The sequence below is a fragment of the Ramlibacter paludis genome (genome assembly GCF_022012305.1).
In the GTDB taxonomy this organism is placed as follows: Bacteria; Pseudomonadota; Gammaproteobacteria; order Burkholderiales; family Burkholderiaceae_C; genus Ramlibacter; species Ramlibacter paludis.
In genome coordinates, this window is the sequence record NZ_JAKLTM010000005.1 from 205,722 (window position 1) to 228,161 (window position 22,440).

A 22,440-nucleotide genomic window follows, 5' to 3' on the forward strand; every position below is an offset into this window, starting at 1 on the left:
AGGAGGTCTTCATGGACTTTGAATGGCTGAGGCCGGCCGCGTTCGTCGGCTCGATCGTCTACGCAATCATCGGCATCGTGGTTTTCTGGGGCAGCTTCATCCTGATCGACAAGCTCACGCCGTACAAGCTGTGGGAGGAGATCGTGGAGAAGCAGAACCTGGCCCTCGCGATCGTGGTGGGCTCGATGGCGATCGGCGTGTCGATGATCGTGGCGGCAGCCGTGCATGGCTGATGCGCGCGCGGCCGCACCGCGGCCGCTGGAGGTGGCGCTGCTCGCCTCGGTCTTCGTCGTCGCCGCCTGCGGCCTGGTCTACGAGCTGGCCGCCGGCGCGCTGGCCTCGTACGTCCTGGGCGACTCGGTGCTGCAGTTCTCCACCATCATCGGCACCTACCTGTTCGCGATGGGGGTGGGCTCCTGGCTGTCACGCTTCTTCGAGCGCCAGCTGCCAGCGCACTTCCTGCGCATCGAGCTGCTGGTGGCCCTGGTGGGCGGCGGCTTGCCGGCGCTGCTGTTCCTGGTGCATGCCTGGCAGCCCGGCGCCTTCCGGGTGCTGCTGTACGGACTGGTGCTCGTGGTGGGCACGCTGGTCGGGCTCGAGATCCCGCTGGTGATGCGCATCCTCAAGCGCAACGTCGGCCTGCGCGAGCTGGTGTCGCAGGTCCTCACCTTCGACTACCTCGGCGCGCTCGCGGTGTCCATCGCCTTCCCGCTGTTGCTCGTCCCGCAGCTCGGGCTGATCCGGACCGGCCTGCTGTTCGGACTGATGAACGCACTGGTGGCGCTGTGGGCGGTGTGGCTGTTCCGGCACGAGCTGCGGCTGCTGGCGGCGCACGTGCTGGCCTGCCTGCTCACGCTGGGCGCGCTGGGTGCCGCCTTTGCCGGCTCGCAGCAGATCACCTCGCTGGCCGAAGACCATTTCTACCAGGACAAGATCGTGGTGGCCGAGAGCTCGCCCTGGCAGCGCATCGTGGTCACGCAGGGCCGCAGCGGCCTGCGTCTCTTTCTCAACGGCAACCTGCAGTTCGCGCAGTCCGACGAGTACCGCTACCACGAGGCCCTGGTGCATCCGGCCATGGCGGCGCACGGCGGTGCGCGCAAGGTCGCGGTGCTGGGCGGCGGCGACGGGCTGGCGGTGCGCGAGCTGCTGCGTTATCCGCAGGTGGAGAGCATCACGCTGGTGGAGCTCGATCCCAACATGACGCGCCTGTTTTCCACCGACGACAGGCTGGTGCGGATCAACGGCGGGTCGCTGCGTTCGCCCAAGCTGAAGATCGTGCACACCGACGCCTTCCAGTGGCTGCAGCAGGTGCAGGAGACCTTCGACGTCATCGTGGTCGACTTTCCCGACCCGACCAACTTCTCCATCGGCAAGCTGTACACCAATGCCTTCTACGCGCTGCTCGAACAGCGGCTCGCGGCCAGCGGCTATGCGGTGATCCAGACCACCTCGCCGCTGGTGGCGCGCCAGAGTTTCTGGACCGTCGTGACGACGCTGGAGTCGGTGGGCCTGCAGACCGCGCCCTACCACGCCAACGTGCCCAGCTTCGGCGAATGGGGCTTCGTGCTGGCGAGCCGCCGCCCCTGGCATGCGCCCGCCGCCCTGCCCCAAGGCCTGCGCTTCCTGAGCGTCAACGGCGTGCCGCCGCTGTTCGACTTTCCGCGCGACATGGCGCGGGTGCCGGCCGAAGTCAACCGCCTGTCCAACCAGGTGCTGGTCACCACCTACGAGCGCGAATGGGGCAAGGTCACCAACTGACGCGCCGCGGTGCGCTGCTCGCCGGCGCTGCGGCGCTGGCCGGCTGCACGCCGGCAGTGCCCGAAGCGCCCGGCGCTTTCGCCGGCGCCAGCGCGGCCCGCGGCCACCTGCTGCGCGACCTGCAGTCGGCGCCCGCGCCGGCGGTCTCGCGCCGCGCGGACGTCGTGATCGCGGGCGCCGGCATCGCGGGCCTGGCGGCGGCGCGGGCGCTGCGCCGGCGGGACGTCGAGGATTTCGTGCTGCTGGAGCTCGAGGACACGGCCGGCGGCAACAGCCGCGGCAGCGAGCTGCAAGGCATTGCCTGCCCGCTGGGGGCGCACTACCTGCCGGTGCCCGGCGACAACGCGCGCGAGGTGCAGGAACTGCTGGAAGAACTGGGCCTGCGGCGCCGCGTCGCCGGGCGCTGGGAATACGACGAGCGCCACCTGTGCCACGCGCCGCAGGAGCGGCTGTTCTTCGAGGGCGCGTGGCAGGAAGGCCTGTTGCCGCTCTCCGGCGTGGGCGCCTCGACGCTGGCGCAGTACCTCAAGTTCGCGGGCGAGGTGGAGCAGGCGCGCAAGGGCGGCGGCTTCCAGATCCCCGAGCAGGCGCGCGCCAAGCTGCTTGGCTGGGACGGCGAAACCTTCGCCGCCTGGCTGGACCGGCGCGGCCTCACCGATCCGCAACTGCGCTGGTACCTCGACTACTGCTGCCGCGACGACTTCGGCGCCGGCGCGGCCACCGTCGCCGCCTGGGCCGGCCTGCACTACTTCGCCGCGCGCCACGGCTTCCATCCGCCCGGCGCCGAGGGCGGCGACCGCGAGGCGCTGCTGACCTGGCCGCAGGGCAACGGCTGGCTGGCGCAGGCGCTGGCGGCGCCGCTGGGCGACCGCATGCGCGGCGGCCAGGTGGTGCTGCGCATCGCCGAACAGGCGCACGGCATCGAAGTCGATGCGCTGGACGTGAAGGCGCAGCGCGTCGAGCGTTGGCTGGCGCAGAAGTGCATCGTGGCGCTTCCCGTTCTTGTCGCCGCGCGGGTCGTCGAGAACGCGCCGGGGCCGCTGCGCGCGCTGGCCGCGCGCACGCGCTACGCGCCGTGGATCGTGGCCAACCTGCACCTCCGCGCGCCGCTGGCCGACCGGCGGGGGATGCCGAAGGCGTGGGACAACGTGGTGTACGGCAGCGAGGGCCTGGGCTACGTGGTGGCCACCCACCAGGACCTGAACCCGGCCCCGGGCCCCACGGTCCTGAGCTGGTACTGCGCGCCGGGTGAAGCGGCCCGGGCGGACCTGCTGCAGAAACCCTGGACCCATTGGCGCGACCGGGCGCTGGCCGAACTCTCCGTGCCGCATCCCGACCTGCCGCACAAGCTGACGCAGGTGCAGGTGGCCCGCTACGGGCATGCGATGAGCGTCCCGGTGCCGGGCGCGCTGTCCGCGCTGCCGGCGCCGCCCGACACGCAGCGCATGCGCTACGCGCACGCCGACTGGGCGGGCTATTCGATCTTCGAGGAAGCGTTCACGCTCGGCCAGCGGGCCGGCGCGCGCTGATGGCTAGGAGAAGTCGCCCGACGCGTAGGTCGTGGTGTCCGCGCGGCAGTTGACCGGCAGTGCGTTGCGCACGGGCGACCAGTCGGAGCCGCAGATCCAGGAGCCGACGGCCTTGCCCAGGTCGGCGGGCGTGACCATCCCGGCGCCGCTGGCATGGGCCGGCACGAGGTAGATGTACTGGCCGTTCACCAGCCCGTCGAGGCCGGCGATGGGCACGCGGATCACGCCGTCCGACGAGGTCTGGATGGACCCGGCGTACTGGCTGCCGCCGCCGCCTTCACAGCCCCAGCTGCCGGCGGCCGGCGCGCTGTCCAGCGTGAGGTAGTTCTCCGTCACGGTGTTCTTGCAGCGGCTCAGCGCCAGCATCACTTCCGAGATCTTGGCCCGGCGTGTGTAGTCCCGCATCTGCGCAATGGCGATCGAGCCAAGGATGGCCACCACCGCCACGGTGACGATCATCTCGACCAGCGTGAAACCTCTTTGCCGTTTTCTTGCCCTGCTTCTCATGGACTGCACCTCACAGGTAACTCGAGGCAACTCCCGTGCCACTGCGTTCCCGTGCACTAGTTCACAGGAACCGCTGCACGGAGTGACAATTTGCGGCAGCCGGACGGCCGGCTGCCGCCCATTTTGCAAACCTAGGCACGCATCAGCGCTTCGATCTCGTCGGCCTTCACCGGCACGCCGCGGGTCATGAGTTCGCAGCCCTGGGGCGTCACCACCGCGTCGTCCTCGATGCGGATGCCGATGTTGTGGAACTGTTCGGGCACGCCCTCACCCGGGCGCACGTAGATGCCCGGCTCGATGGTGAGCACCATGCCCGGACGCAGGATGCGGCTGGGGCGGTTCTTGATCAACTCGCCGGACAGCGGGTCCTTGCGTTCGCTCACGGCGCCCACTTCGCCCGGCTCCACGTAGCTGCCGCAGTCGTGGACGTCCATGCCCAGCCAGTGGCCGGTGCGATGCATGTAGTAGGCGAAATAGGCGCGCTTCTCGATCACGTCGTCGAGGGTGCCCACCTTCTTCGCATCGAGCAGGCCCACGTCCAGCATGCCTTGCGACAGCACTTTCACCGCCGCGTCGTGCGGGTCGGTGAAGCGCGCGCCCGGCTTGGTGGCGGCGACGGCGGCCTCCTGCGACGCCAGCACGATGTCGTACAGCGCACGCTGCGGGCCGGTGAACTTGCCGTTGGCCGGGAAGGTGCGGGTGATGTCGCTGGCATAGCCATCGAGCTCGCAGCCGGCGTCGATCAGCACCAGCTCGCCGCTCTTCACCGGCGCCACGTCGGCGCGGTAGTGCAGCACGCAGGCGTTGGCACCGGCGGCAACGATGGAGGTGTAGGCCGGGTATTGCGAGCCGCCCAGGCGGAAGTCGTGCAGCAGCTCGGCGTCGAGGTGGTACTCGCGCACGTCCTTGCCTTCGCGCAGCATGCGGGCGCAGGCCTTCATGGTCCGCACGTGGGCCTGGGCGCTGATGGCCGCGGCGCGGCGCATGGTGTCCAGCTCGTGGTCGTCCTTGAACAGCCGCATCTCGTCCAGCACCGAGCACAGGTCGCGCTGCTGCTCGGGGCACAGCGCGCCGTAGCGCACGCGTCCGCGCACCTGGCCGAGCCAGCCGGCGATGCGCTCCTCCAGCCCCGCATGGGTGGCGAAGGGGAACCAGACGGTGTCGCGGTTCTCCAGCAGCCTGGGCATGCGGGCGTCGAGCTCGCCGATGGGGAAGGCGGCTTGCACCGCCAGCGCGCCGACGGCGGCGTCGGGGCCGAGGCGGTAGCCGTCCCAGATCTCGCGTTCGAGGTCCTTGGGCTGGCAGAACAGGGTGCTGGTGCCGTCGCCGCTGACCACCAGCCAGGCATTCGGTTCGGTGAAGCCGGTCAGGTAGTAGAAGTAGCTGTCGTGCCGGAACAGGAAGTCCGCATCGCGGTTGCGCTGGCGCTCCGGCGCCGTCGGGATCAGGGCGATGCCATTGGCGCCCAGCTGGGCCGCCATGCGCGCGCGGCGCTGGGCGTAGAGCGACGTGGGAACGCTGGTATTCATGCGCCGATTGTCCGCGTTTTCGCAGGGTGGGACGCTAGCGGGAACCCACCCTGCAGGAGCCTCAGCGCTGTGCGCTGAGGTCCAGTCCCGGCCCGAGAACTTCCAGCGCGGCCGGCTGGTGGACCGCCACCGTGGCGGCCGTCCAGCCGGCGGGGAAGGCCTCGCCGGATCCGCTTTCCATCGGCTTCCTGAGCGCCACGTTCACGTCGGCGCCCGGCGGCAGCAGCAGGCGCAGCAGCTCGGTCGCTTCCTCCGACAGCGGCTGCCCCGACAGCTCGGCGCGGCGCAGCACGTACATCCAGGGCAGCGCGCCCTGGGCGTCGGCATGGGCCAAAGTCTGGTCGGCCGGCGCGCTGCCGCTTCTTTGCAGCAGCGCCTGGGCCAGCCGCAGGTCGTGCCGCATGCCGGCCCAGTGGAACAGGTTGCGGCCCTGGCGGTCGACCACCAGCGGCGGCACGCCGGCGGCGAGCAATTGATCCAGCACTTCGGCCGGCCGCTTGGGGTCGCGGGCAAAGGCGCCATCCATGGCGGCAAAGGCGGCGATCGGCGCGGCGGAGCGGTCGCGCTGCAGCAGCAGCCGCACCATGTCCCAGTGCTGGCGGCTCGCCGCGACGGCGATGGAAGACGCGGCACCTTCGAGGTCGCGCGGCTTGCCGCCGCGCAGCAGCAGCGCGCGCGCCAGGCCCAGGTCGTTGGAGCGTGCCGCGCAGGACAAGGCGGTGCGCGGGCGGCGGGCGTCGCCGTCGGTGGCGATCACCACCTGGTCGGCCCGCAGTTCGGGCTGCGCGGCCAGCAGCCAGTCGACGGTGGCCCGCTCGCCGCTGCACGCGGCACAGGCCAGCAGCCGCGCGTGGTCGAGCGGCTGCGGCACTTCCATCTGCGCCAGCAGCCGCGCCTGCTCGAGGTCGCCGTTGCAGGCGGCCGCGATGTAGCCGGCGCGCAGCCGGTCGGACACCACCGCGGCGTCGAGGCTGGGGCCCAGGCGATTGGCGCCGTGGCCCTGAAGGCGGTCGAGGAAGACGGAGGCGGCGCGGTAGCTCGCGTCGCCATCCAGGTAGGTATCGATCAGCGGCAGGCGCGCCAGGTAGATGACGCCGGCCAGCACGACCAGCCCGCCGCAGGCGCGCAGCACCGGCGCCCATCGGCTGCGCTCGGGTTCATCCGGCGCCGCCAGGGTGCGGATCATCGGCCGGGTCGCCATCACGCTGCGCGTGCCCATGCGCTCGTCGATCGCCGTGGCCATGGCAGTGTCCTGGCTGCTGGTGAAACTGTCCGAGGGGATGCGGGCGCAGGCGCCGAGGATGGCGCCGGTGAAGGCGATGCCCGCCAGCGTCACCACGGCCACCAGGGCAATCGCCGCCAGCGCCGCCCAGGCCTGCCACGGGAGCGCGGCCCAGGCCTGCTGCGCCAGCGGCTGCGCGCCCAGCCGGGGCGCGCCGAAGACGACCAGGGCCACCAGGCCCAGGACCAGCGGCCAGGCCACCAGCGGCCGCGACCAGCGCGTGGCCGCCATGAAGGCGCGGCTGGCTTCGTTGTCGTAATAGGCACTCAGCGTGCCGCGCGTGGCCATCTTCAAGGCCGCGGGCGCCGCCAGCAGCGCCGTCGCCCAGCCCAGGGTGGCGCGGGGCCAGCCCGACTCCAGGCCGGGCAGCAGCGAAACCACCGCGACCAGCACCGCCAGCACGAACAGGGGCATGTTCCACAGCAGGTAGCGCACGAAGGGCGGCTCGGCGTCGACTTCGGGCGGCGGCAGGGCCAGGTATTCGGGCAGCACCATGGCCACCGGCGCGGTGATCGCCCAGACCAGGTAAGGCAGCAGCAGCGTGGTCGCGGCCAGGGCCAGCAGGGGCTGGCCGGCCAGCACCAGCAACAGGCCGATCAGCGCATAGGCCAGGAATACGGGCGAGAAAAACAGCCGGCGCAACACCTGCGCCCACAAGTCGCCACGCAGCGCAAGCCGCGGGCTCGCCACCAGGCTTGCGCCCAGGTCGCTCCATCGCAACATCGTCGGTCCCCTCTTTTCGGCGGAAAGCTCCGCCGCCCGGCTCCCCGTCCGGTAACAAGACTATAGGGTGGGGTCGCGGTTGAGGCTATCCAGGCGTTGCGGCGTCCCCACGTCCGTCCAGGCTCCGGTGTAGCACTCGGCACTGACCAGGCCCTGACCAACGGCGGCGAACAGCAAGGGAGCGAGCGCCACCTTCTGGCCCTGGGGATTGCCGGTGGGGACGCCTTGCAGGAGTTCGCGCCGCAGCAGGGCCACGGTGGAATAGGTGTAGGGGCGCTCGCCCTCGCGCGTGGCGAGGCCGTTGCCGTCCAGGCCGAAGTCGCCCTTGGGGTTGTGTTCGGGGTTGGGCACGAGGAACAGGTGCGCCAGCTTGCCGCCGGCGGCGAAGCGGTCGAAGGCGGCGCGGGTGAAGCGGAACTCCGGCATGTAGACGTCGCCGGCCACGATCCAGAAGACTTCGCCGAGCAGGGGCAGGGCGCGCGCAATGCCGCCGGCCGTCTCCAGCGCGCCGCCGAAGTCGCGGCCTTCGTGCGAGTAGCGGATGCGCACGCCCTGGTGAACGTCGCCGTAGTGCTGCGCGATCTGTTCGCCCAGCCAGGCGGTGTTGACGACGACCTCGTCGAAGCCGCCCGCGCCCAGCGCCTCCAGGTGGTAGCCCATGAGCGGCTTGCCGCGCACTTCCAGCAGGGGCTTGGGCCGGCTGTCGGTCAGCGGCCGCATGCGTTCACCCCGGCCCGCCGCCAGGATCATGGCCTGGGCGGTGCTCAAGACTCTTCTTCTCCCCGGTCCAGCGAGCGCTGCTCGGTCCATTCCGGCTGGAAGCGGTTGACCAGGGCGAACATCAGGCCGCGCGCCTTGGCCGAATGGTCGCCGCTGAAGTTGCAGACGAAGACGTCGCAGGTCACGGCCTTTTCCTCCGGCCAGGTGTGCAGGCACACGTGCGATTCGGCCAGCAGCACCGTCGCCGTGACGCCACCCGGGCCCTTGGGCGTGGCAGGAAAGGCGTGGAACAACTGGTTCACGGGCACCAGGCCCACGGCCTGCACGGCGGCCACGCACCACTCGCCCAGCTTCTGCGGATCGGTCAGCCAGGCGGCGTCGCAACGGCAGCGGTACAGGTCGGCGGTGAGGTGCAGGCCCTTCATGCCCCGAATGTAGGGCATGGACGCGCGCCTGCCTGTGCGGAAGGCACGAAGCGCCGGTCATTTAAAATCCCGGGTTTCCCCGACCCACCCCCCGGAGCTGCCCCTGATGGCCAACGATTCCCTGATGGCGAACGCGATCCGCGCGCTTGCCATGGACGCCGTGCAACAAGCGAACTCGGGGCACCCCGGCGCTCCCATGGGCATGGCGGACATCGCTGTCGCCCTCTGGCACCGCAACCTCAAGCACAACCCCGGCAACCCGCAGTGGGCCGATCGCGACCGCTTCGTGCTGTCCAACGGCCATGCCTCGATGCTGCTGTATTCGCTGCTGCACCTGACCGGCTACGCGCTGCCCGTCGGCGAGCTCAAGGGCTTCCGCCAGCTGCACAGCAAGACGCCCGGCCACCCCGAGGTGGACGTGACCCCCGGCGTCGAGACCACCACCGGCCCGCTCGGCCAGGGCCTGGCCAACGCGGTCGGCATGGCGCTGGCGGAAAAGCTGCTGGCCAAGGAATTCAACCGCGACGGCCACGCGATCGTCGACCACAACACCTACGTCTTCATGGGCGACGGCTGCCTGATGGAAGGCATCAGCCACGAGGCCTGCGCGCTCGCCGGCGCCTGGAAGCTGAACAAGCTGGTCGCCATCTACGACGACAATGGCATCTCCATCGACGGCCAGGTCACGCCCTGGTACATCGACGACGTGGCCGGCCGCTTCAAGGCCTACGGCTGGAACGTGGTCGGCCCGGTCGACGGCCACGACGTCGAGGCGGTCGACAAGGCCATTGCCGAAGCGCGCCGCAGCGCCGAGAAGCCGACGATCGTCATCGCCAAGACGCACATCGGCAAGGGCTCGCCCAACCGCGCCAACACCGCCAAGGCGCACGGCGAGCCGCTGGGCAACGACGAGATCGCGCTGACCCGCAACGCCATCGCCTGGAAGCACCAGCCCTTCGAGCTGCCGAAGGCGGTGTATGAGGAGTGGGATGCGCGTGCCAAGGGCGACACCCAGGAAGCCGAGTGGAACCGGCGCTTCGACGCCTACGCCAAGGCGCATCCCGACTTGGCCGCCGAATTCGCGCGCCGCATGAAGGGCGAGCTGCCGAAGAATTTCGCCCAGGTGGCCGTGGATGCCGCCATCGCCGCGCATGCCAAGGCCGAGACGGTGGCTTCGCGCAAGGCCTCGCAGATCGCGCTGGAAGCCTTCACCGCCGCAATGCCCGAGATGCTGGGCGGCTCGGCCGACCTGACCGGCTCCAACCTCACCAACACCAAGAGCACGCCGGCGCTGCGCTTCGACCAGGCCGGCGACGTCGTGACCACCGACGGCAAGATCGGCCGCCACATCAACTACGGCGTGCGCGAATTCGGCATGGCCGCGGTCATGAACGGCGCTGCCCTGCACGGCGGCTACATCCCGTACGGCGGCACCTTCCTCACCTTCAGCGACTACAGCCGCAACGCGATCCGCATGGCGGCGCTGATGAAGCGGCGCGTGATCCACGTCTTCACGCACGACTCCATCGGCCTGGGCGAAGACGGCCCGACGCACCAGTCGATCGAGCATGCCGCCAGCCTGCGCCTGATCCCCGGCCTCGATGTCTGGCGTCCGGCCGACACCGCGGAGACCACGGTGGCGTGGGCCGTGGCCCTGGAGAACAGCAAGCGCCCGACCGCGCTGCTGCTGTCGCGCCAGAACCTGCCGTACGCGCCCAAGTCCGACCTGGGCGAGATCTCGCGCGGCGGCTACGTGCTGGCCGAGCCGGCCGAAGTCGGCGCGCGCCGCAAGACGCAGGCCGTGATCATCGGCACCGGCTCCGAGGTGCAGCTGGCGCTGAAGGCGCAGGAGCTGCTGGCCGCCGAAGGCATTGCGGTGCGCGTGGTCTCCATGCCCAGCACCACCACCTTCGACCGCCAGGACCGCGACTACAAGCAGACCGTGCTGCCCGACGGCCTGCCCCGCATCGCCGTCGAAGCCGGCGTCACCGATTTCTGGTGGAAGTACGGCTGCGCGGCGGTGGTGGGCATCGACCACTACGGCGAATCGGCGCCGGCCAACGTGCTGTTCAAGAGCTTCGGGTTCACGCCGGAGAACGTGGCGGAAACGGTGCGGGCCGTGCTGCAGAGAAGCTGAACTGGCAAGACCCCGATGTTCCAGAAGTCCGCGATCATCCTGCTGATGGGCCTGAGCCTGGCCCTGGCTGCCTCGGGCCAGGAGAAGCCACCGTCGGACGGATCGCTGCTGCCCTTCACGGACGACACGGAGGGGCCATTGGATCCGTCCTGTCTGACGCAGATCCAGGGACTGCCGGCACCAGGACTCGATGCGCGAAGGGGCTTGGCCGGAGGTGTCGAACGGAATCTCCCTACCGGCCGGGTGCTCGTTCGCCTGACCTTTGCCGCCGCCGACAAGGCACCAGAGGCGCAGATCGTCTTCGACGGGGGGAACGCCGTATTGCGTGACTTCGTGAAGAAGGAAGTCGACGATTACCGGATGCCTTGCCTGAAACCTGGGGATCAACCGATCAAGGCGGTTCGTCTTTTCGTCTACCCTGGATCCGAGCCGATGCGACGATTGACGCAGGAGCTGAGCCTGGTCGACGTCCTGAAGATCACGCGCGACCTCAAGGCGCAGTCCGTGCGCTTTGACCTGAACGAAATGGGTTGCCCTTTCAAGATCAAGTTCGCGCCCTGGCAGCCCTATGCACCCAACGCAGTCCGGGAGATCGGCGCGAGTGATCCGCGCCGCGCCTCATTTCTCAAGTGGTTGCGCGAGCTGCCTCTGAACCTTCCCGAGCAACTCATGAGAACTGCGGCCGGTGAGGTGTCCACCGTCTCCGTGCCTTGCGCGGTTCTCGACCTGACCTGATTCATTACGTCCAAGGAGTTTCCATGACCATCAAGGTAGGCATCAACGGCTTCGGCCGCATCGGCCGCAACGTGCTGCGTTCCGCCGTGCAGAACTTTTCCGACATCGAGATCGTCGGCATCAACGACCTGCTGGAGCCGGACTACCTGGCGTACATGCTGCAGTACGACTCGGTGCACGGCCGCTTCGAGGGCAAGATCGCCGTCGACGGCAGCACGCTGGTCGTCAACGGCAAGAAGATCCGCCTGACCCAGGAGAAGGATCCCGCCAACCTGAAGTGGGGCGAGATCGGCGCGGAAGTCGTGATCGAGTCCACCGGCATCTTCCTGACCAAGGAAGGCGGCCAGAAGCACATCGACGCCGGCGCCAAGAAGGTCATCCTGTCGGCGCCGTCGAAGGACGACACGCCCATGTTCGTGTTCGGCGTGAACGACAAGAAGTACCAGGGCGAGGCGATCATCTCCAACGCGTCCTGCACCACCAACTGCCTGGCCCCGCTGGCCAAGGTGCTGAACGACAAGTGGGGCATCAAGCGCGGCCTGATGACCACGGTGCACGCCGCCACCGCGACGCAGAAGACCGTCGACGGCCCGTCCAACAAGGACTGGCGCGGCGGCCGCGGCATCCTGGAAAACATCATCCCCTCCTCCACCGGCGCGGCCAAGGCGGTGGGCGTGGTGATCCCCGAGCTGAACAAGAAGCTGACCGGCATGTCCTTCCGCGTGCCGACCTCCGACGTGTCGGTGGTCGACCTGACCTGCGAACTGGTGAAGCCGGCGACCTACGCCGAGATCTGCGCGGAGATGAAGTCGCAGAGCGAAGGCGCGCTGAAGGGCATCCTGGGCTACACGGAAGACAAGGTCGTGGCGACCGACTTCCGCGGCGACACCCGCACCTCGATCTTCGACGCCGACGCCGGCATCGCGCTGGACGGCACCTTCGTCAAGCTGGTGAGCTGGTACGACAACGAGTGGGGCTACTCGAACAAGTGCCTGGAGATGGTCCGGGTCGTGGCCAAGAAGTGACGAAGGGATCCTTCGTCATCCCCGCGTAGGCGGGGACCCAGGACAGGCGCGATGCGCTTGCTCGTGACGTTCGCGGCGGCCCTGGTGGCCGCCGTTTCCGTTCTGGCGGCCGACCCGCCTCCGCCCCGGCCGCAGCTGCTCGCCCCGGGCACCTGGCTGCTGCCGGGCACCTTCCCCGAAGGCCGACTGCCGGATGGCAACACCGTCCTCTTCGAAGGCGCGACCGGCCTCGTCGTGATGGACACCGGCCGCCACGCCTGGCACGCGCAAGCGATCCTGGACTTCGCGCGTTCGCACGATCGCCGCATCACCGACATCGTCAACAGCCACTGGCACCTGGACCACGTGAGCGGCAACGCGCCGATCCGCGCGGCCTATCCGCAGGCGCAGGTGCACACCGGGCTGGCGATGGAACGCATGATCCGCGAGGTCTGGCCGGATGCACGCGAGCGCTCGGAGGCCAGCATCGCGGCCGGCCGGATTCCGGCAGCGATGGTTCCCGACGTGCGTGGCGACATCGTGACGCGCGAGCAGCCGGAAGCGCTGCGGCCGGACTTTCCGGTGACGCGAACGGAGACGCGGCGCCTGGACGGCGTGGAGCTCGCGTCGCACTTCGCGCCGCATGCGGCCACCGAAACGGATGTGTGGCTCTACGCGCCGGCAAGCCGCATCGTCGCGGCCGGCGACCTCGTGACCTTGCCGGTGCCTTTCCTGGACACGGCCTGCGTGCAAGGCTGGCACGACGCGCTGGCGCAAGTCGAGGCCACGCCCTTCGTCACCCTGGTCCCGGGCCACGGTGCGCCCATGGACCGCGCGCAGTTCGGCATCTACCGCAAGGCGTTTGCCGCGTACACCGCGTGCGCCGCGTCCAGCGCGCCGAATGCGCGGTGCGCAGCCCGGTGGCTGGAGGCCACGGCGGAACTGCGCGCGCCCGAGCCGGCGGACGACGGCCGCGCGCGGGAAATGGCGGAGGAATACGTGGACCTGTTGCGCGCGAATGACGGCAATGGCGCGCGCTGCCTGGAGCCTGCGAGCCGCGGCGGCACCCGCAGGTAAAGTCGGCGGGCCCACAAGAAGAGGAGAGGGAGCCCATGTCGTCCAAACGGCCCGTCGTGCTGATGGCCATCCTGTTGTTGTTGCTCGGCGCATATGCCGTCCGGCCTTATGCGGAGGCGCTCTACTACCCGGCCCCGAACACGACGCCCGTCGTCGTGTCCACCGGCCCGCTGCCGGCGGCCAACGGCATCTCCAAGGTTTCCGTGGTGCAGGCGCCCGATGGCCGCTGGATGGCCACGGTGGATTACGCCTACACGGGCGAGCCGAAGAACGCGATGGTGCGCATCTTCCAGGTGGTCGCCGGCGCGAGCCCGGGCGGAGCGCCGATCGACTGGCAAGTCGGCGGCCGCAGCGCCCAGCCGGGCATCCACAGCTTCACGCGGGAGGTCTTCAATCCCAACGTGCACGAGATGTACATCACCCAGAAGGTGTTCGGGCAGCTCGACGTGGCACCGGCGCCGCCGATTGCCAAGGTGGCCGTGGACCATCGAATCCAGTGGCCCGACCCGCTGCAGGTGGAAGTCGACCAGGCCCTGGCCGCCGGCAAGGAGGATGCGATCGTGCAGAAGGCCGTCGACCTGATCGACACCAACAACGGCGGCCAGCTGCAAAGGGCGCGCAGCCTGCTGCAGACCCTGGTGGATCGCCGGCCGCAGGCCGATGCCGCCTACGTCGAACTGGCGCGCGTCGCCATGAAGACCCAGTGGAACCCCACCGGCCTGCGGCAGTCCGAGGCGCTGCTGCAGTCGGCGCTGCAGATCCGGCCGGACAGCCGGAACGCCAAGATCCTGCTGGGTTACGTCTATGCGCACCAGGGCCGCCACAAGGAGTCCGAAGCGGTATTCAAGGAATCGGCCGCGGTCGACGGCCCCAACCTCTGGCTCTGGGCCAACTGGGGGGAGGTGCTGGCGATGCAGGGCAAGACCGATGCCTCGATCCAGAAATACCGCGAGGCGGTGACGCGTCCCCCGACGCGCGACACCTACGACAACGCCAGGCGCCATGCGTACTGGAACCTGCTGCGCCTGCTGGAGCAGAAGGGCGACTTCGACGGCATCGAAGCGCTCCTCAAGCAGCGGTCGCAGGACTACGCCGGCGAAGGCTGCTTCGCCGTCGACCACGCCAGCTTCCTCGCGCTGCAACGCGCGGATGCGGCCGGCGCCTTGCAGGTCATGCGCGAGACCCCCTCCCCGCGGTGCAACGAAGCACGGCGGCGTCTCGTCCAGGCGTTGGCGCAGTACGTGACCTGGAGCCAGGGGAAGGAGCCCGGGCGCGCCGATGCCTTGCGGCAGGCGCGGGCCTTCGAGCCGGTGAGCCCCACGCTGTTCTATTCGCTGGCTTCGAGCGACAAGGCGCTGCCGGTCGCCCGCCAGCTGCTGCAGGCCGGCGAAAAGCTGGACATGCAGGACGAGCAGCAGTTCGACGCGCTGGCCTACGCGCTGCGCAACGGCGAGATCGCCACCGCGCGCCGGCTGCTGCGCCTGGGCGCCAGCCCGCAGGCGCTGGTCGGCCCCGAGAAGATGCCCGCGGCGCTGATCCCGGTGCTTGCGCGCAACCTGGATGGCATCCGGTTGATGCAGGGCGCGGGGATCGACTACGCCAAGCTGCGCTACCAGGGCACCACGGCGCTCGATTACGCGCGCAACGAGGGCGACGCCAAGCTGTTGCAGCTGCTCGACCCGAAGGCCGGACGGATCTGAGCGCCGCCGGCTAGGCCGGCACTTCCTCGCGCCCGTCCGGATACTTCGCGAACCGCTTCGGCTCGGTGCCGTGCACCGGTGCCGCGTCGCCGAACTTCCAGCCGCCGAACTGCGTGCGGCGGTAGTCCTGCATGGCCTGCGCGATTTCCTGCTGCGTGTTCATCACGAAGGGGCCGTACTGCGCCACCGGCTCGCCGATCGGGCGGCCCTGCAGCAGCAGGAACTCGCACACCGTGTCGCCCGCGACGATGGGCACGATCACGTCGGCTTCGAGCGTGATCGCCACCGGGCCTTGCACCGGCTGGCCGCCGACGTTGGCCGCGGCGCCCTTGAAGAAGTAGAGCGTGCGCTGCGTGCCGGCCAGCGGCGCGGCAGGGAGCTGCATGGCGGCGCCCGCTTCCATGCGCAGCGTCCAGATGGCGACGCCGCTTTCGTCCTGCGCGGCCCAGGAATCGGGCGGCGGCGCCAGCGGCGCGACGTCGCCGAACTGCCCGGCGATCACGGCGACTTCGGTCTTGCGGCCTTCGGCATCGGCGAGCACGCGGCGCGGCACCTGCTCGTTCCAGAGCATCGTGAAGTGCGGCTCGGCCATCTTGCTGCGCTTCGGCAGGTTCAGCCAGATCTGGAACAGCTCCAGCGGGTTGTCCTGGTCTTCCTTCAGCAGCGGGAACATCTCCGAGTGCACGATGCCCTTGCCGGCGGTGACCCACTGCACGTCGCCGCCGCCGAAGCGCGCGGTGGCGCCCAGCGAGTCGCTGTGGTCGATCAAGCCCTTGCGGACGATGGTGACGGTCTCGAAGCCGCGGTGCGGGTGCGCGGGAAAGCCCGGCACCGAATCGCCGTGGTACATGCTCCAGCCGTCCTTGCGGCTGAAGTCCTGCCCGATGTCGCGCCCGGCCAGCGGCACCGCAGGCCCCATCTTGCCGTTGCCCTTGGGATAGGCGTCGTCATGGTAGGCGCAGAAGAGGAAAGGGTCGGCGGTTTCCCAGGGGAAGCCGAGCGGCCGGACGGCGAGGACGGGCGAAGTGGACATGTCTTCCCAGATGCGGCCGTGGCCGCGCGCTTTCAACCCGCCGGCTTGTCGTCCCGGGCTTGACCCGGGATCCATCGCCGGTGGGCGGGCCAGCCGCTGGAGATGGATTGCGGGTCAAGCCCGCAATGACAAGCGCATGGAGGCATCAATGATGGTGGCCGTGCTCGCCGTGGACGTGGCGGTGCTGGATTTCTTCGCCGCTGGCCATGCGCACGCCGGTGACCTTGATCGTGAAGCGCAGGGCTTTGCCGGCGAGCGGGTGGTTGCCATCGAGGTGCACTTCCGGACCCTTGATCTTCATGACGTGGAACACATGCGGCGTGCCGTCGTCGGTGCGGCCTTCGAGCTGGCCGCCGACCTTCACGCCCGGCGGGAATTCCGACTTGGGGATGACGCGCACCAGCGCCTCGTCGCGCTCGCCGAAGGCGTCCGCGGGCTGCAGCGCCAGCGTGGTTTCGAAGCCGGCCTCCTGGCCTTCCAGCGCTTCCTCGATCTTGGGCAGGGTGTTGTCGTAGCCGCCGTGCAGGTAGACCATGGGGTCCTTGCTCTGCTCGATCAGCTTGCCGTTGGCATCGGCGACCTTGTACTGCAGGGTGACGACGGTGTCTTTGGTGATCTTCATGCCGCCGATTGTGCCGGGTCGTCCGCGGCCTTGCCGGCGGAGGGCGGTTGCGGCAGGCGCTGGAAGGCGACCGCGGCGATGACCAGGAAACCGAAGATCGCCGCCAGCACCGCGCCGTACGGCTCGACCTTCAGCGTGACCGCGGCCGACGCGGCCAGCCCCGTGAGCCACTGCATCAGCGCGACGCCGAGGAACATCGCCATGGTGAACACGGCCATGGCGCGTCCGGTCATCCGCGCCGGATAGGCCGCGCGCACGTCGGCGTACTGCCAGACGATGAAGCCGGACAGCAGGCCGATCGCCAGCGCGCCCGCGATGTCGACGAAGGCGCCGAGATCGAGCGCCATCGCGGCGAACACCAGGGCGCACAGCAGCGTGAACCCGGTGATCCAGCCGCGCCGCTCGCGGTCGCCCGGGTCCAGCCGGCCGAACAGCGGCGGCCCGGCCATGCCCACCAGGGACACGGCCAGCGCGACGTTGCCCGTGCCCACCAGCGAGAAGCCGTGCCGCTCGATCAGCAGCGGGCCCAGCCACAGGCCGCGCAGCGAGAGGAAGGACGCGTAGGTGAAGACGGCCAGCGCGATGATGCCGCGCGTGTGCGGCAGCCGGAACAACTCGCCGTAGCCGCGCAAGGCCTGCAGGACGTTGGCCTGCCGGTGCTCGTCCGCCGCCGGCCGTTCGCGCACCAGCAGCAGGATGCACAGCCACGCCACCGCGGCGCAGGCCGCGAGCGTGACGAAGCCGGCGCGCCAGGAGGAGTGCTCGATGATCCAGGCGAGCGGCGTGCCGGTCATCAGCAGCCCGACCGAGCCGATGCCGAGCGCCGCGCCGTTGACGGTCGAGAAGCGCTCGGCCGGAAAACTGCGCGCGATGAAGACGGTGCAGACCAGGAAGGCCGGCGCGCAGCCGATGCCGGTGAGCACCTGGCCGGCGATCAGTCCGGCGTAGCTCTGCGCGCTCGCCGTGACGAGCGCGCCCGCGATGGCCAGCGGGAACACCGCCAGCACGGTGCGGCGCGGGCCGTAGACGTCAATGCCCATGCCCATGAAGAGCTGCAGCGCGCCGAAGCTGAAATGGAAGGCGCCGGCGAACAGGCCCAGCTGTTGCGGCGTGAGCGCGAAAGCCTGCTGCAGCGGCGGCGCCATGATCGCCGCCACGGTGCGGAAAGCCTGGCTGAGCGCGAAGCCGGTGATCAGCACCAGCAGCATCAGCCAGGGGGAGCGCGGCGCGGTCAGAGCTGCACTTCCGCCTCGCCGATGCCCTCGAACACGGCTTTCACCTTGTCGCCGACCTCGGCGACCAGCATGCCGCACCAGGTGCCGGTGGTCACGATGGTGCCGGCGGGAACGGTGGCGCCGAAGCGCGTGACGTGGCGCAGCCAGGTGGGCAGCAGCCAGGTCGGGTCGGCGAGCGAATGGGTGCCGCGGAAGGTCTGCGGCAGGCCCTTGCCGATGGTCACCACGCACTGCTGCTGCGACCAGTCGCGCTGCTGGAAGGGCACCCAGCCGCCCAGCACCAGCGCGCCGTGCGATTGCAGGTCGGCCAGCTTGAGCAGCGCGGGCGCCGCCCGGGCGCCTTCCGCCCAGCGCGAATCCACCACTTCGATCGACACGCACATCGACTCGACCCAGGCCGGGGCCTGCTCCGGCGCCATGGATTCCGCGGCGTCCGGCGTCACCTCGCGCGCCAGACGCAAGGCCACCTCGGCCTCGATCAGGCGCGCATTGAAGTGGAAACCGCGCGCATCGGCGGGGCTCATCCAGATGCCGCCCGCGGGCAGCGGCGCGTGGGTCAGCGCGCCCTCGCGCGAAGGCCCGCCCGACTTCCAGTGGCGCGGCACGCCGTCCTCGGACCAGCCGCCTTCGCGTGCCGCCAGCTCCTGCGCCCAGTAGGCGTCTTCGGGCGTGGCCAGGGCTTGCGCCAGCGGCGCCCCTGCCACGGGCCTTTGCTGCGCGCGCGCCTGCACGATCGCGCGGGCGACCGATTCGGGACCTTCCATGCTCTTGCTCCTGTGTGTGCAGGTGCAATGCTACTTGGTCGCGGCTTTCTGCCGGTTGGCGTACAGGCGGGTGTCGACCAGGTCGACGATGCCGTCGATCACCGGATGCCGCAGGCCCAGCTGGCGCGCGACCAGCTGCACCAGCTTGTCGGCGCGCTCGATGTGGGTCATGCCGTTCTGCAGCGCGCGCGCCGCCGACGCCGGTCGCGTCAGGCTTTGCGCCGCCGCCGCGTATTTCTCGAACGGCACCAGGTCCTCGTCGCGCGCGCCCAGGCGCAGGCAGATGTCGTAGACGAAGTCGTAGACCGAGCGCGATTCGGCGATGTTCGTGTGCACGGCTTCCTGCGCCGTGCGCATGCCGTCGGCCGTGATGCAGCGGTAGTTGCCCGCCAGCAGCATCGACCACTTCGCCAGCGGCACGAAGATGGAGTCCGACACACGGAGCTTCACGGGCAACTCGAGCGGGCCCTCGGGCGCGGGAAAGCGCACGGCGTCTACGTCGCGTTCGAGCTGGCGCAACAGCTCGGTATGCCGCGCGTTGTCGAAGCGCGCCACCTTGAAGTTGGTGGGCAGCGTGACCTGCAGCACGTTGACCTTCTCGTCGGGCGGGCGCACGGCTTGCGGGTCGGGGCTGCACAGCGTGACCAGCCGGTGGTCGAAGGCGTCCCACACGGAGGCGTCGGTGAAGGCGGGCTTGAGCGCATCGGTGTCCAGGCCGGGAATGCGCTTCAGGTAAGGCAGCGGCGGCATGTTCATGATCGACATGCACGGCACCTTCGACCTGGCCACCGCGGCGAGCAGTTCGCGCACGCCGGGCGAGCGGTACTGCGGCTCCTGCATCGCCAGGCCGACCAGGTCGTAGTCGGCCGGGTTCACGTCGCTCGTGCCGGCGGCCGACACCTTGCCGGGCAGTTGCCGCGAATCGATCACCACCTGCTCGGCGCGCCCGCGCACCGGCATGCGCACGCGAAAGCCCTCGCTGTTGATCAAATCGGCCTCGGCCGGCAGGCACACGAGCTTGACCTCGTGGCCGGCGAAGAGCAGCTTGGAAGCCAGGAGGGAGCCGTAGGAGGCCCCCAGGATCAGGATCTTGCTCACGTTCGTCTCCTTGCTTGTTCTGGATACAACCGCCGCCAGCCTACGCCGCGATCGTTAGCATGCCAAGTCGAAACCGTTTTGCCTGAAAGGGATGGACTCGCTGCAGCGCAGCACGTCAGGGCGCCGGCCAGCGCTGGGCCCAGGGCTGCGCCTGCTCGAAGGCTTCCCCCAGGTCCAGCAGCACGTCGTCGGCGCCGTAGCGGCCCACCAGCTGCATGCCGATCGGCAGCCCTTCGCGCGAGGGCGCGCAGGGCAGCGCCAGTCCCGGCAGGCCCGCGGCGTTGACCCAGCCGGTGTAGACGGCGTGGCCGCGCGGCCCGACTTCATGGCCGTCGATGCGCGCGGGGAAGGCGTCCTCCGCTTTCCACGGCAGGGCCGCGGCGGAAGGCAGCACGATCACGTCGATGCGTTCGAACAGCGCGGTGGCGTCGCGGCGCAGCTGCTTCACGCGCTCGAGGATGTCCCAGAGGCGGCTGGCGGGAACGCGCTTGCCCTGGTCCGCCATCTCGCGGTACTTGGGCGAAGCGGATGCCTCCCACAGCGGCGCGTGGTCGAACAGGCGCGCCAGGCCGACCTGGCCGATCTGCGGCCAGGCGGCGCTGAAGAAGTCGAGGTCCAGCGGCAGCGGGCCGCGCGTGACCTGGTGGCCGAGGGCGGCCAGCGCATCGACGGCGGCGCCGACGCTGGCCGCGATCTGCGGATCGAGCGGGGCGTCGCCGAAGCGCTCGACGTAGAGGATGCGCAAGGGCCGCCGTGCGGGCGTTGCGCGCGCGTGCGCTGCGGCCAGGGATGACCGGTCCACGTCCGCCGGCCCGCGCATGATCTCGAACAGCAGCCGCACGTCGGCCACCGTGCGCGCCAGCGGGCCGATCACTTCGAAGTCCAGCAGCAGCGAAGGCAGCACGTGCTCGCGCGGCACCGCCGACAGCGACGGCTTCAGCCCGACCAGCCCGGTGTGCGAGGCCGGCCGGCGGATCGAGCCGCCGCCGTCCTGCCCGATCGCGAGCGGCCCGATGCCGGCGGCCACTGCCGCCACGCCGCCGCCGGTGGAACCGCCCGGCGTGAGCGCGAGGTTCCAGGGATTGCGCGTCACGCCGAAGATCGGGTTGGCCGTGTAGCCCTCCAGCGCGAACTCCGGCACGTTGGTCTTGCCGACGATCAAGGCGCCGGCCGCGCGGGCCCGCGCCACCGCCAGTTCGTCCTGGCCGGTGCGGTGCTCACGCAGCGCCGGGCAGCCCCAGGTGGTCGGCAGGTCCACCGTGTAGAGGCTGTCCTTCACCGTCAGCGGGATCCCGTCCAGGGGCGACAGCGGCGCGCCGCGCGCATGGCGCTCGCTGGAGGCTTGCGCCTCCGCGAGGAAAGCGGGGTCGCGCCGCGCGATCACCGCGTTCAGCCGCGGATTCACCGCCTCCAGCCGCGCAAGGCAGTCATGGGCGACCGCCAGCGGCGTGAGGCTGCCGTCGCGGTAGCGACGCGCCAGCTCGGTGGCCGGCAGCTGCCAGGACCGGGAACTCACTTCAGGCCGATGACGGGGCCCACCACCGCCTTCCAGGTGGCCGAGCACTTGTCATAGGACTTGTCGCACTGCTCGCTCCAGGTGGGCAGCGAGACGTTGACCAGCGCGTCCTGGATCAGCTTGGTGTCGCCGGGCTTCACGGCCACGTCCTTCATCGCGAACTTCTTGACCGTCTTGCACGGGTCCTTGCCCACGTTGCAGCGCACCGCGTCGTCGAACAGGTCCTTCGAGTAGGCCCAGACCTCGGCTTCGTACTTCTTGAAAGCCTCGGTGATCTTCGCCTTCTGGTCGGCCGGCAGCTTGTTCCACTTGTCGAGGTTGATCGCGTAGGCGTTCAGCGCGCTCTGGAAGCCGATCGGCATGAAGTGCGTGGTGACCTCGGGCCAGCCGGCGGAGTTGGCGGAGCTGGGGCCGGTGATGGCGCAGTCGGTCACGCCGCGCTCCAGGGCCTGCTGGGTCTCGCCGAAGGAGATGGTCACGGGGATGCCACCCATCTTCTCGATGAACTTGGCGAGCGAGGCGTCGTACACGCGCACCTTCTTGCCCTTCAGGTCGGCCAGGCCGCCGATCGCCGTCTTGCAGAACAGCACCTGCGGGCCGAACGGGTAGATGCCCAGGAGCTTGCCGTTGTAGCGCTCCTGCAGGCGCTTGTCGAAGACGTCGCGGTAGGCGTCGACGACCTTGCGCGCGGTGTCGTAGTCGGTCGACAGGCCGACGATGTCGGGTCCCAGGAAGAAGGGCTCGTCGCGCGACACCTGCGCCAGGCGCAGCGTGACGATGTCGAACAGCCCGGACTTCAGCACCCGCAGGCCGTCGGCGTCCTTCACGCCCAGCACGTCCATCGGCTTGTAGTCGACGTCGATGGGCGTGCCGGTGTTCTTGGCGAAGTTCTCGAAGAAGGGCTGCTCCTTGGTCTGCTGGATCAGGCCGGTGGCCACCAGGTTGCCGGCGGCGCGCAGCTTCAGGTTGTCGGCCTGGGCCGCCGCGCCGCCGAAGGCGAGTGCGGCAGCCAGTGCGAGGTTGACGAGTTTCATGGCGGGAGTCCT

General features: G+C 69.9%; 20 protein-coding genes. 8 read left to right on the top strand and 12 right to left on the bottom strand.

Annotation, left to right across the window (positions count from 1 at the left end):
- The first annotated feature begins 11 nt into the window (after positions 1-11).
- Genes LZ009_RS18010 through LZ009_RS18020 form a run of 3 tightly spaced genes read left to right on the top strand, consistent with a single transcriptional unit; the run spans position 12 to position 3,287 of the window.
- Positions 12-233 carry a DUF350 domain-containing protein gene (locus LZ009_RS18010; RefSeq protein WP_275699347.1) on the top strand — a complete coding sequence of 74 codons (222 nt, stop codon included), beginning with the start codon at positions 12-14 and terminating at the stop codon, positions 231-233.
- On the top strand, positions 226-1,758 hold the full coding sequence (locus LZ009_RS18015) for a polyamine aminopropyltransferase (RefSeq protein ID WP_275699348.1): 1,533 nt from the start codon (positions 226-228) through the stop codon (positions 1,756-1,758). The genes LZ009_RS18010 and LZ009_RS18015 overlap by 8 nt, the downstream gene beginning before the upstream one ends.
- Positions 1,737-3,287 carry an FAD-dependent oxidoreductase gene (locus LZ009_RS18020; RefSeq protein WP_275699349.1) on the top strand — a complete coding sequence of 517 codons (1,551 nt, stop codon included), beginning with the start codon at positions 1,737-1,739 and terminating at the stop codon, positions 3,285-3,287. Before LZ009_RS18015 ends, LZ009_RS18020 begins: the two co-directional genes overlap by 22 nt.
- Positions 3,288-3,290: 3 nt before the next feature.
- Here the strand turns inward: LZ009_RS18020 and LZ009_RS18025 are convergent, their stop codons facing one another.
- The 5 genes from LZ009_RS18025 to LZ009_RS18045 form a co-directional block, all read right to left on the bottom strand.
- On the bottom strand, positions 3,291-3,794 hold the full coding sequence (locus tag LZ009_RS18025; RefSeq protein ID WP_275699350.1) for a pilin: 504 nt from the start codon (positions 3,792-3,794) through the stop codon (positions 3,291-3,293).
- 131 nt (positions 3,795-3,925) lie between these two features.
- Entirely contained in the window at positions 3,926-5,323 is a 1,398-nt protein-coding gene (locus tag LZ009_RS18030; RefSeq protein WP_275699351.1) for an aminopeptidase P N-terminal domain-containing protein, read from the bottom strand.
- 61 nt (positions 5,324-5,384) lie between these two features.
- Entirely contained in the window at positions 5,385-7,328 is a 1,944-nt protein-coding gene (locus tag LZ009_RS18035) for an ankyrin repeat domain-containing protein (RefSeq protein ID WP_275699352.1), read from the bottom strand.
- A 60-nt stretch (positions 7,329-7,388) separates the two neighbouring features.
- Positions 7,389-8,078 (bottom strand): nucleotidyltransferase family protein, encoded by a 690-nt coding sequence (locus LZ009_RS18040; RefSeq protein WP_275699647.1) that lies wholly within the window; start codon positions 8,076-8,078, stop codon positions 7,389-7,391.
- 14 nt (positions 8,079-8,092) lie between these two features.
- On the bottom strand, positions 8,093-8,473 hold the full coding sequence (locus LZ009_RS18045) for an S-adenosylmethionine decarboxylase family protein (protein ID WP_275699353.1): 381 nt from the start codon (positions 8,471-8,473) through the stop codon (positions 8,093-8,095).
- 106 nt (positions 8,474-8,579) lie between these two features.
- Between LZ009_RS18045 and tkt the strand changes: the two genes are divergently transcribed.
- The 5 genes from tkt to LZ009_RS18070 are packed head-to-tail and all read left to right on the top strand — an operon-like array spanning position 8,580 to position 15,126.
- Complete coding sequence (tkt, locus tag LZ009_RS18050) at positions 8,580-10,610, top strand: transketolase (RefSeq protein WP_275699354.1); 2,031 nt, start codon at positions 8,580-8,582, stop codon at positions 10,608-10,610.
- Positions 10,611-10,625: 15 nt separating this feature from the next.
- Positions 10,626-11,345: a hypothetical protein gene (locus LZ009_RS18055; RefSeq protein WP_275699355.1), complete on the top strand. Its 720-nt coding sequence runs from the start codon at positions 10,626-10,628 to the stop codon at positions 11,343-11,345.
- A 23-nt stretch (positions 11,346-11,368) separates the two neighbouring features.
- The gene (gene gap / locus LZ009_RS18060; RefSeq protein WP_275699356.1) at positions 11,369-12,370 is read left to right on the top strand and encodes a type I glyceraldehyde-3-phosphate dehydrogenase; all 1,002 of its coding nucleotides are present in this window, start codon (positions 11,369-11,371) and stop codon (positions 12,368-12,370) included.
- A gap of 51 nt (positions 12,371-12,421) precedes the next feature.
- Complete coding sequence (locus LZ009_RS18065) at positions 12,422-13,426, top strand: MBL fold metallo-hydrolase (protein ID WP_275699357.1); 1,005 nt, start codon at positions 12,422-12,424, stop codon at positions 13,424-13,426.
- Between the two features lie 35 nt (positions 13,427-13,461).
- Positions 13,462-15,126 (top strand): tetratricopeptide repeat protein, encoded by a 1,665-nt coding sequence (locus tag LZ009_RS18070; protein WP_275699358.1) that lies wholly within the window; start codon positions 13,462-13,464, stop codon positions 15,124-15,126.
- A gap of 10 nt (positions 15,127-15,136) precedes the next feature.
- Here the strand turns inward: LZ009_RS18070 and LZ009_RS18075 are convergent, their stop codons facing one another.
- From LZ009_RS18075 to LZ009_RS18105, 7 genes are all read right to left on the bottom strand, one after another.
- On the bottom strand, positions 15,137-16,159 hold the full coding sequence (locus LZ009_RS18075; RefSeq protein WP_275699359.1) for a pirin family protein: 1,023 nt from the start codon (positions 16,157-16,159) through the stop codon (positions 15,137-15,139).
- Between the two features lie 145 nt (positions 16,160-16,304).
- Positions 16,305-16,781, bottom strand: coding sequence for an FKBP-type peptidyl-prolyl cis-trans isomerase (locus LZ009_RS18080; protein ID WP_275699360.1), 477 nt, complete (start codon positions 16,779-16,781; stop codon positions 16,305-16,307).
- A complete protein-coding gene (locus LZ009_RS18085; RefSeq protein WP_275699361.1) occupies positions 16,778-17,989 on the bottom strand; it encodes an MFS transporter in 1,212 nt (403 codons plus the stop codon). Before LZ009_RS18085 ends, LZ009_RS18080 begins: the two co-directional genes overlap by 4 nt.
- Before the next feature lie 23 nt (positions 17,990-18,012).
- Entirely contained in the window at positions 18,013-18,780 is a 768-nt protein-coding gene (locus tag LZ009_RS18090; RefSeq protein ID WP_275699362.1) for a fumarylacetoacetate hydrolase family protein, read from the bottom strand.
- Between the two features lie 30 nt (positions 18,781-18,810).
- The gene (locus tag LZ009_RS18095) at positions 18,811-19,878 is read right to left on the bottom strand and encodes a Rossmann-fold NAD(P)-binding domain-containing protein (RefSeq protein ID WP_275699363.1); all 1,068 of its coding nucleotides are present in this window, start codon (positions 19,876-19,878) and stop codon (positions 18,811-18,813) included.
- A 115-nt stretch (positions 19,879-19,993) separates the two neighbouring features.
- Positions 19,994-21,394, bottom strand: coding sequence for an amidase (locus LZ009_RS18100; protein WP_275699364.1), 1,401 nt, complete (start codon positions 21,392-21,394; stop codon positions 19,994-19,996).
- Entirely contained in the window at positions 21,391-22,428 is a 1,038-nt protein-coding gene (locus tag LZ009_RS18105; protein ID WP_275699365.1) for a TRAP transporter substrate-binding protein, read from the bottom strand. The genes LZ009_RS18100 and LZ009_RS18105 overlap by 4 nt, the downstream gene beginning before the upstream one ends.
- Positions 22,429-22,440: the final 12 nt, after the last annotated feature.

What these genes read in the sequence shown, in the direction of transcription:
- LZ009_RS18015 (WP_275699348.1), top strand. Translation starts at nt 226, where the DNA reads ATGGCTGATGCGCGCGCGGCCGCACCGCGGCCGCTGGAGGTGGCGCTG.
- LZ009_RS18075 (WP_275699359.1), bottom strand. Translation starts at nt 16,159, where the DNA reads ATGTCCACTTCGCCCGTCCTCGCCGTCCGGCCGCTCGGCTTCCCCTGG.
- LZ009_RS18055 (WP_275699355.1), top strand. Translation starts at nt 10,626, where the DNA reads ATGTTCCAGAAGTCCGCGATCATCCTGCTGATGGGCCTGAGCCTGGCC.
- LZ009_RS18035 (WP_275699352.1), bottom strand. Translation starts at nt 7,328, where the DNA reads ATGTTGCGATGGAGCGACCTGGGCGCAAGCCTGGTGGCGAGCCCGCGG.
- LZ009_RS18065 (WP_275699357.1), top strand. Translation starts at nt 12,422, where the DNA reads ATGCGCTTGCTCGTGACGTTCGCGGCGGCCCTGGTGGCCGCCGTTTCC.
- LZ009_RS18010 (WP_275699347.1), top strand. Translation starts at nt 12, where the DNA reads ATGGACTTTGAATGGCTGAGGCCGGCCGCGTTCGTCGGCTCGATCGTC.
- LZ009_RS18030 (WP_275699351.1), bottom strand. Translation starts at nt 5,323, where the DNA reads ATGAATACCAGCGTTCCCACGTCGCTCTACGCCCAGCGCCGCGCGCGC.
- gap (WP_275699356.1), top strand. Translation starts at nt 11,369, where the DNA reads ATGACCATCAAGGTAGGCATCAACGGCTTCGGCCGCATCGGCCGCAAC.
- LZ009_RS18070 (WP_275699358.1), top strand. Translation starts at nt 13,462, where the DNA reads ATGTCGTCCAAACGGCCCGTCGTGCTGATGGCCATCCTGTTGTTGTTG.
- LZ009_RS18025 (WP_275699350.1), bottom strand. Translation starts at nt 3,794, where the DNA reads ATGAGAAGCAGGGCAAGAAAACGGCAAAGAGGTTTCACGCTGGTCGAG.
- LZ009_RS18020 (WP_275699349.1), top strand. Translation starts at nt 1,737, where the DNA reads ATGGGGCAAGGTCACCAACTGACGCGCCGCGGTGCGCTGCTCGCCGGC.
- LZ009_RS18105 (WP_275699365.1), bottom strand. Translation starts at nt 22,428, where the DNA reads ATGAAACTCGTCAACCTCGCACTGGCTGCCGCACTCGCCTTCGGCGGC.
- LZ009_RS18080 (WP_275699360.1), bottom strand. Translation starts at nt 16,781, where the DNA reads ATGAAGATCACCAAAGACACCGTCGTCACCCTGCAGTACAAGGTCGCC.
- LZ009_RS18085 (WP_275699361.1), bottom strand. Translation starts at nt 17,989, where the DNA reads ATGCTGCTGGTGCTGATCACCGGCTTCGCGCTCAGCCAGGCTTTCCGC.
- LZ009_RS18040 (WP_275699647.1), bottom strand. Translation starts at nt 8,078, where the DNA reads ATGATCCTGGCGGCGGGCCGGGGTGAACGCATGCGGCCGCTGACCGAC.
- tkt (WP_275699354.1), top strand. Translation starts at nt 8,580, where the DNA reads ATGGCCAACGATTCCCTGATGGCGAACGCGATCCGCGCGCTTGCCATG.
- LZ009_RS18090 (WP_275699362.1), bottom strand. Translation starts at nt 18,780, where the DNA reads ATGGAAGGTCCCGAATCGGTCGCCCGCGCGATCGTGCAGGCGCGCGCG.
- LZ009_RS18045 (WP_275699353.1), bottom strand. Translation starts at nt 8,473, where the DNA reads ATGAAGGGCCTGCACCTCACCGCCGACCTGTACCGCTGCCGTTGCGAC.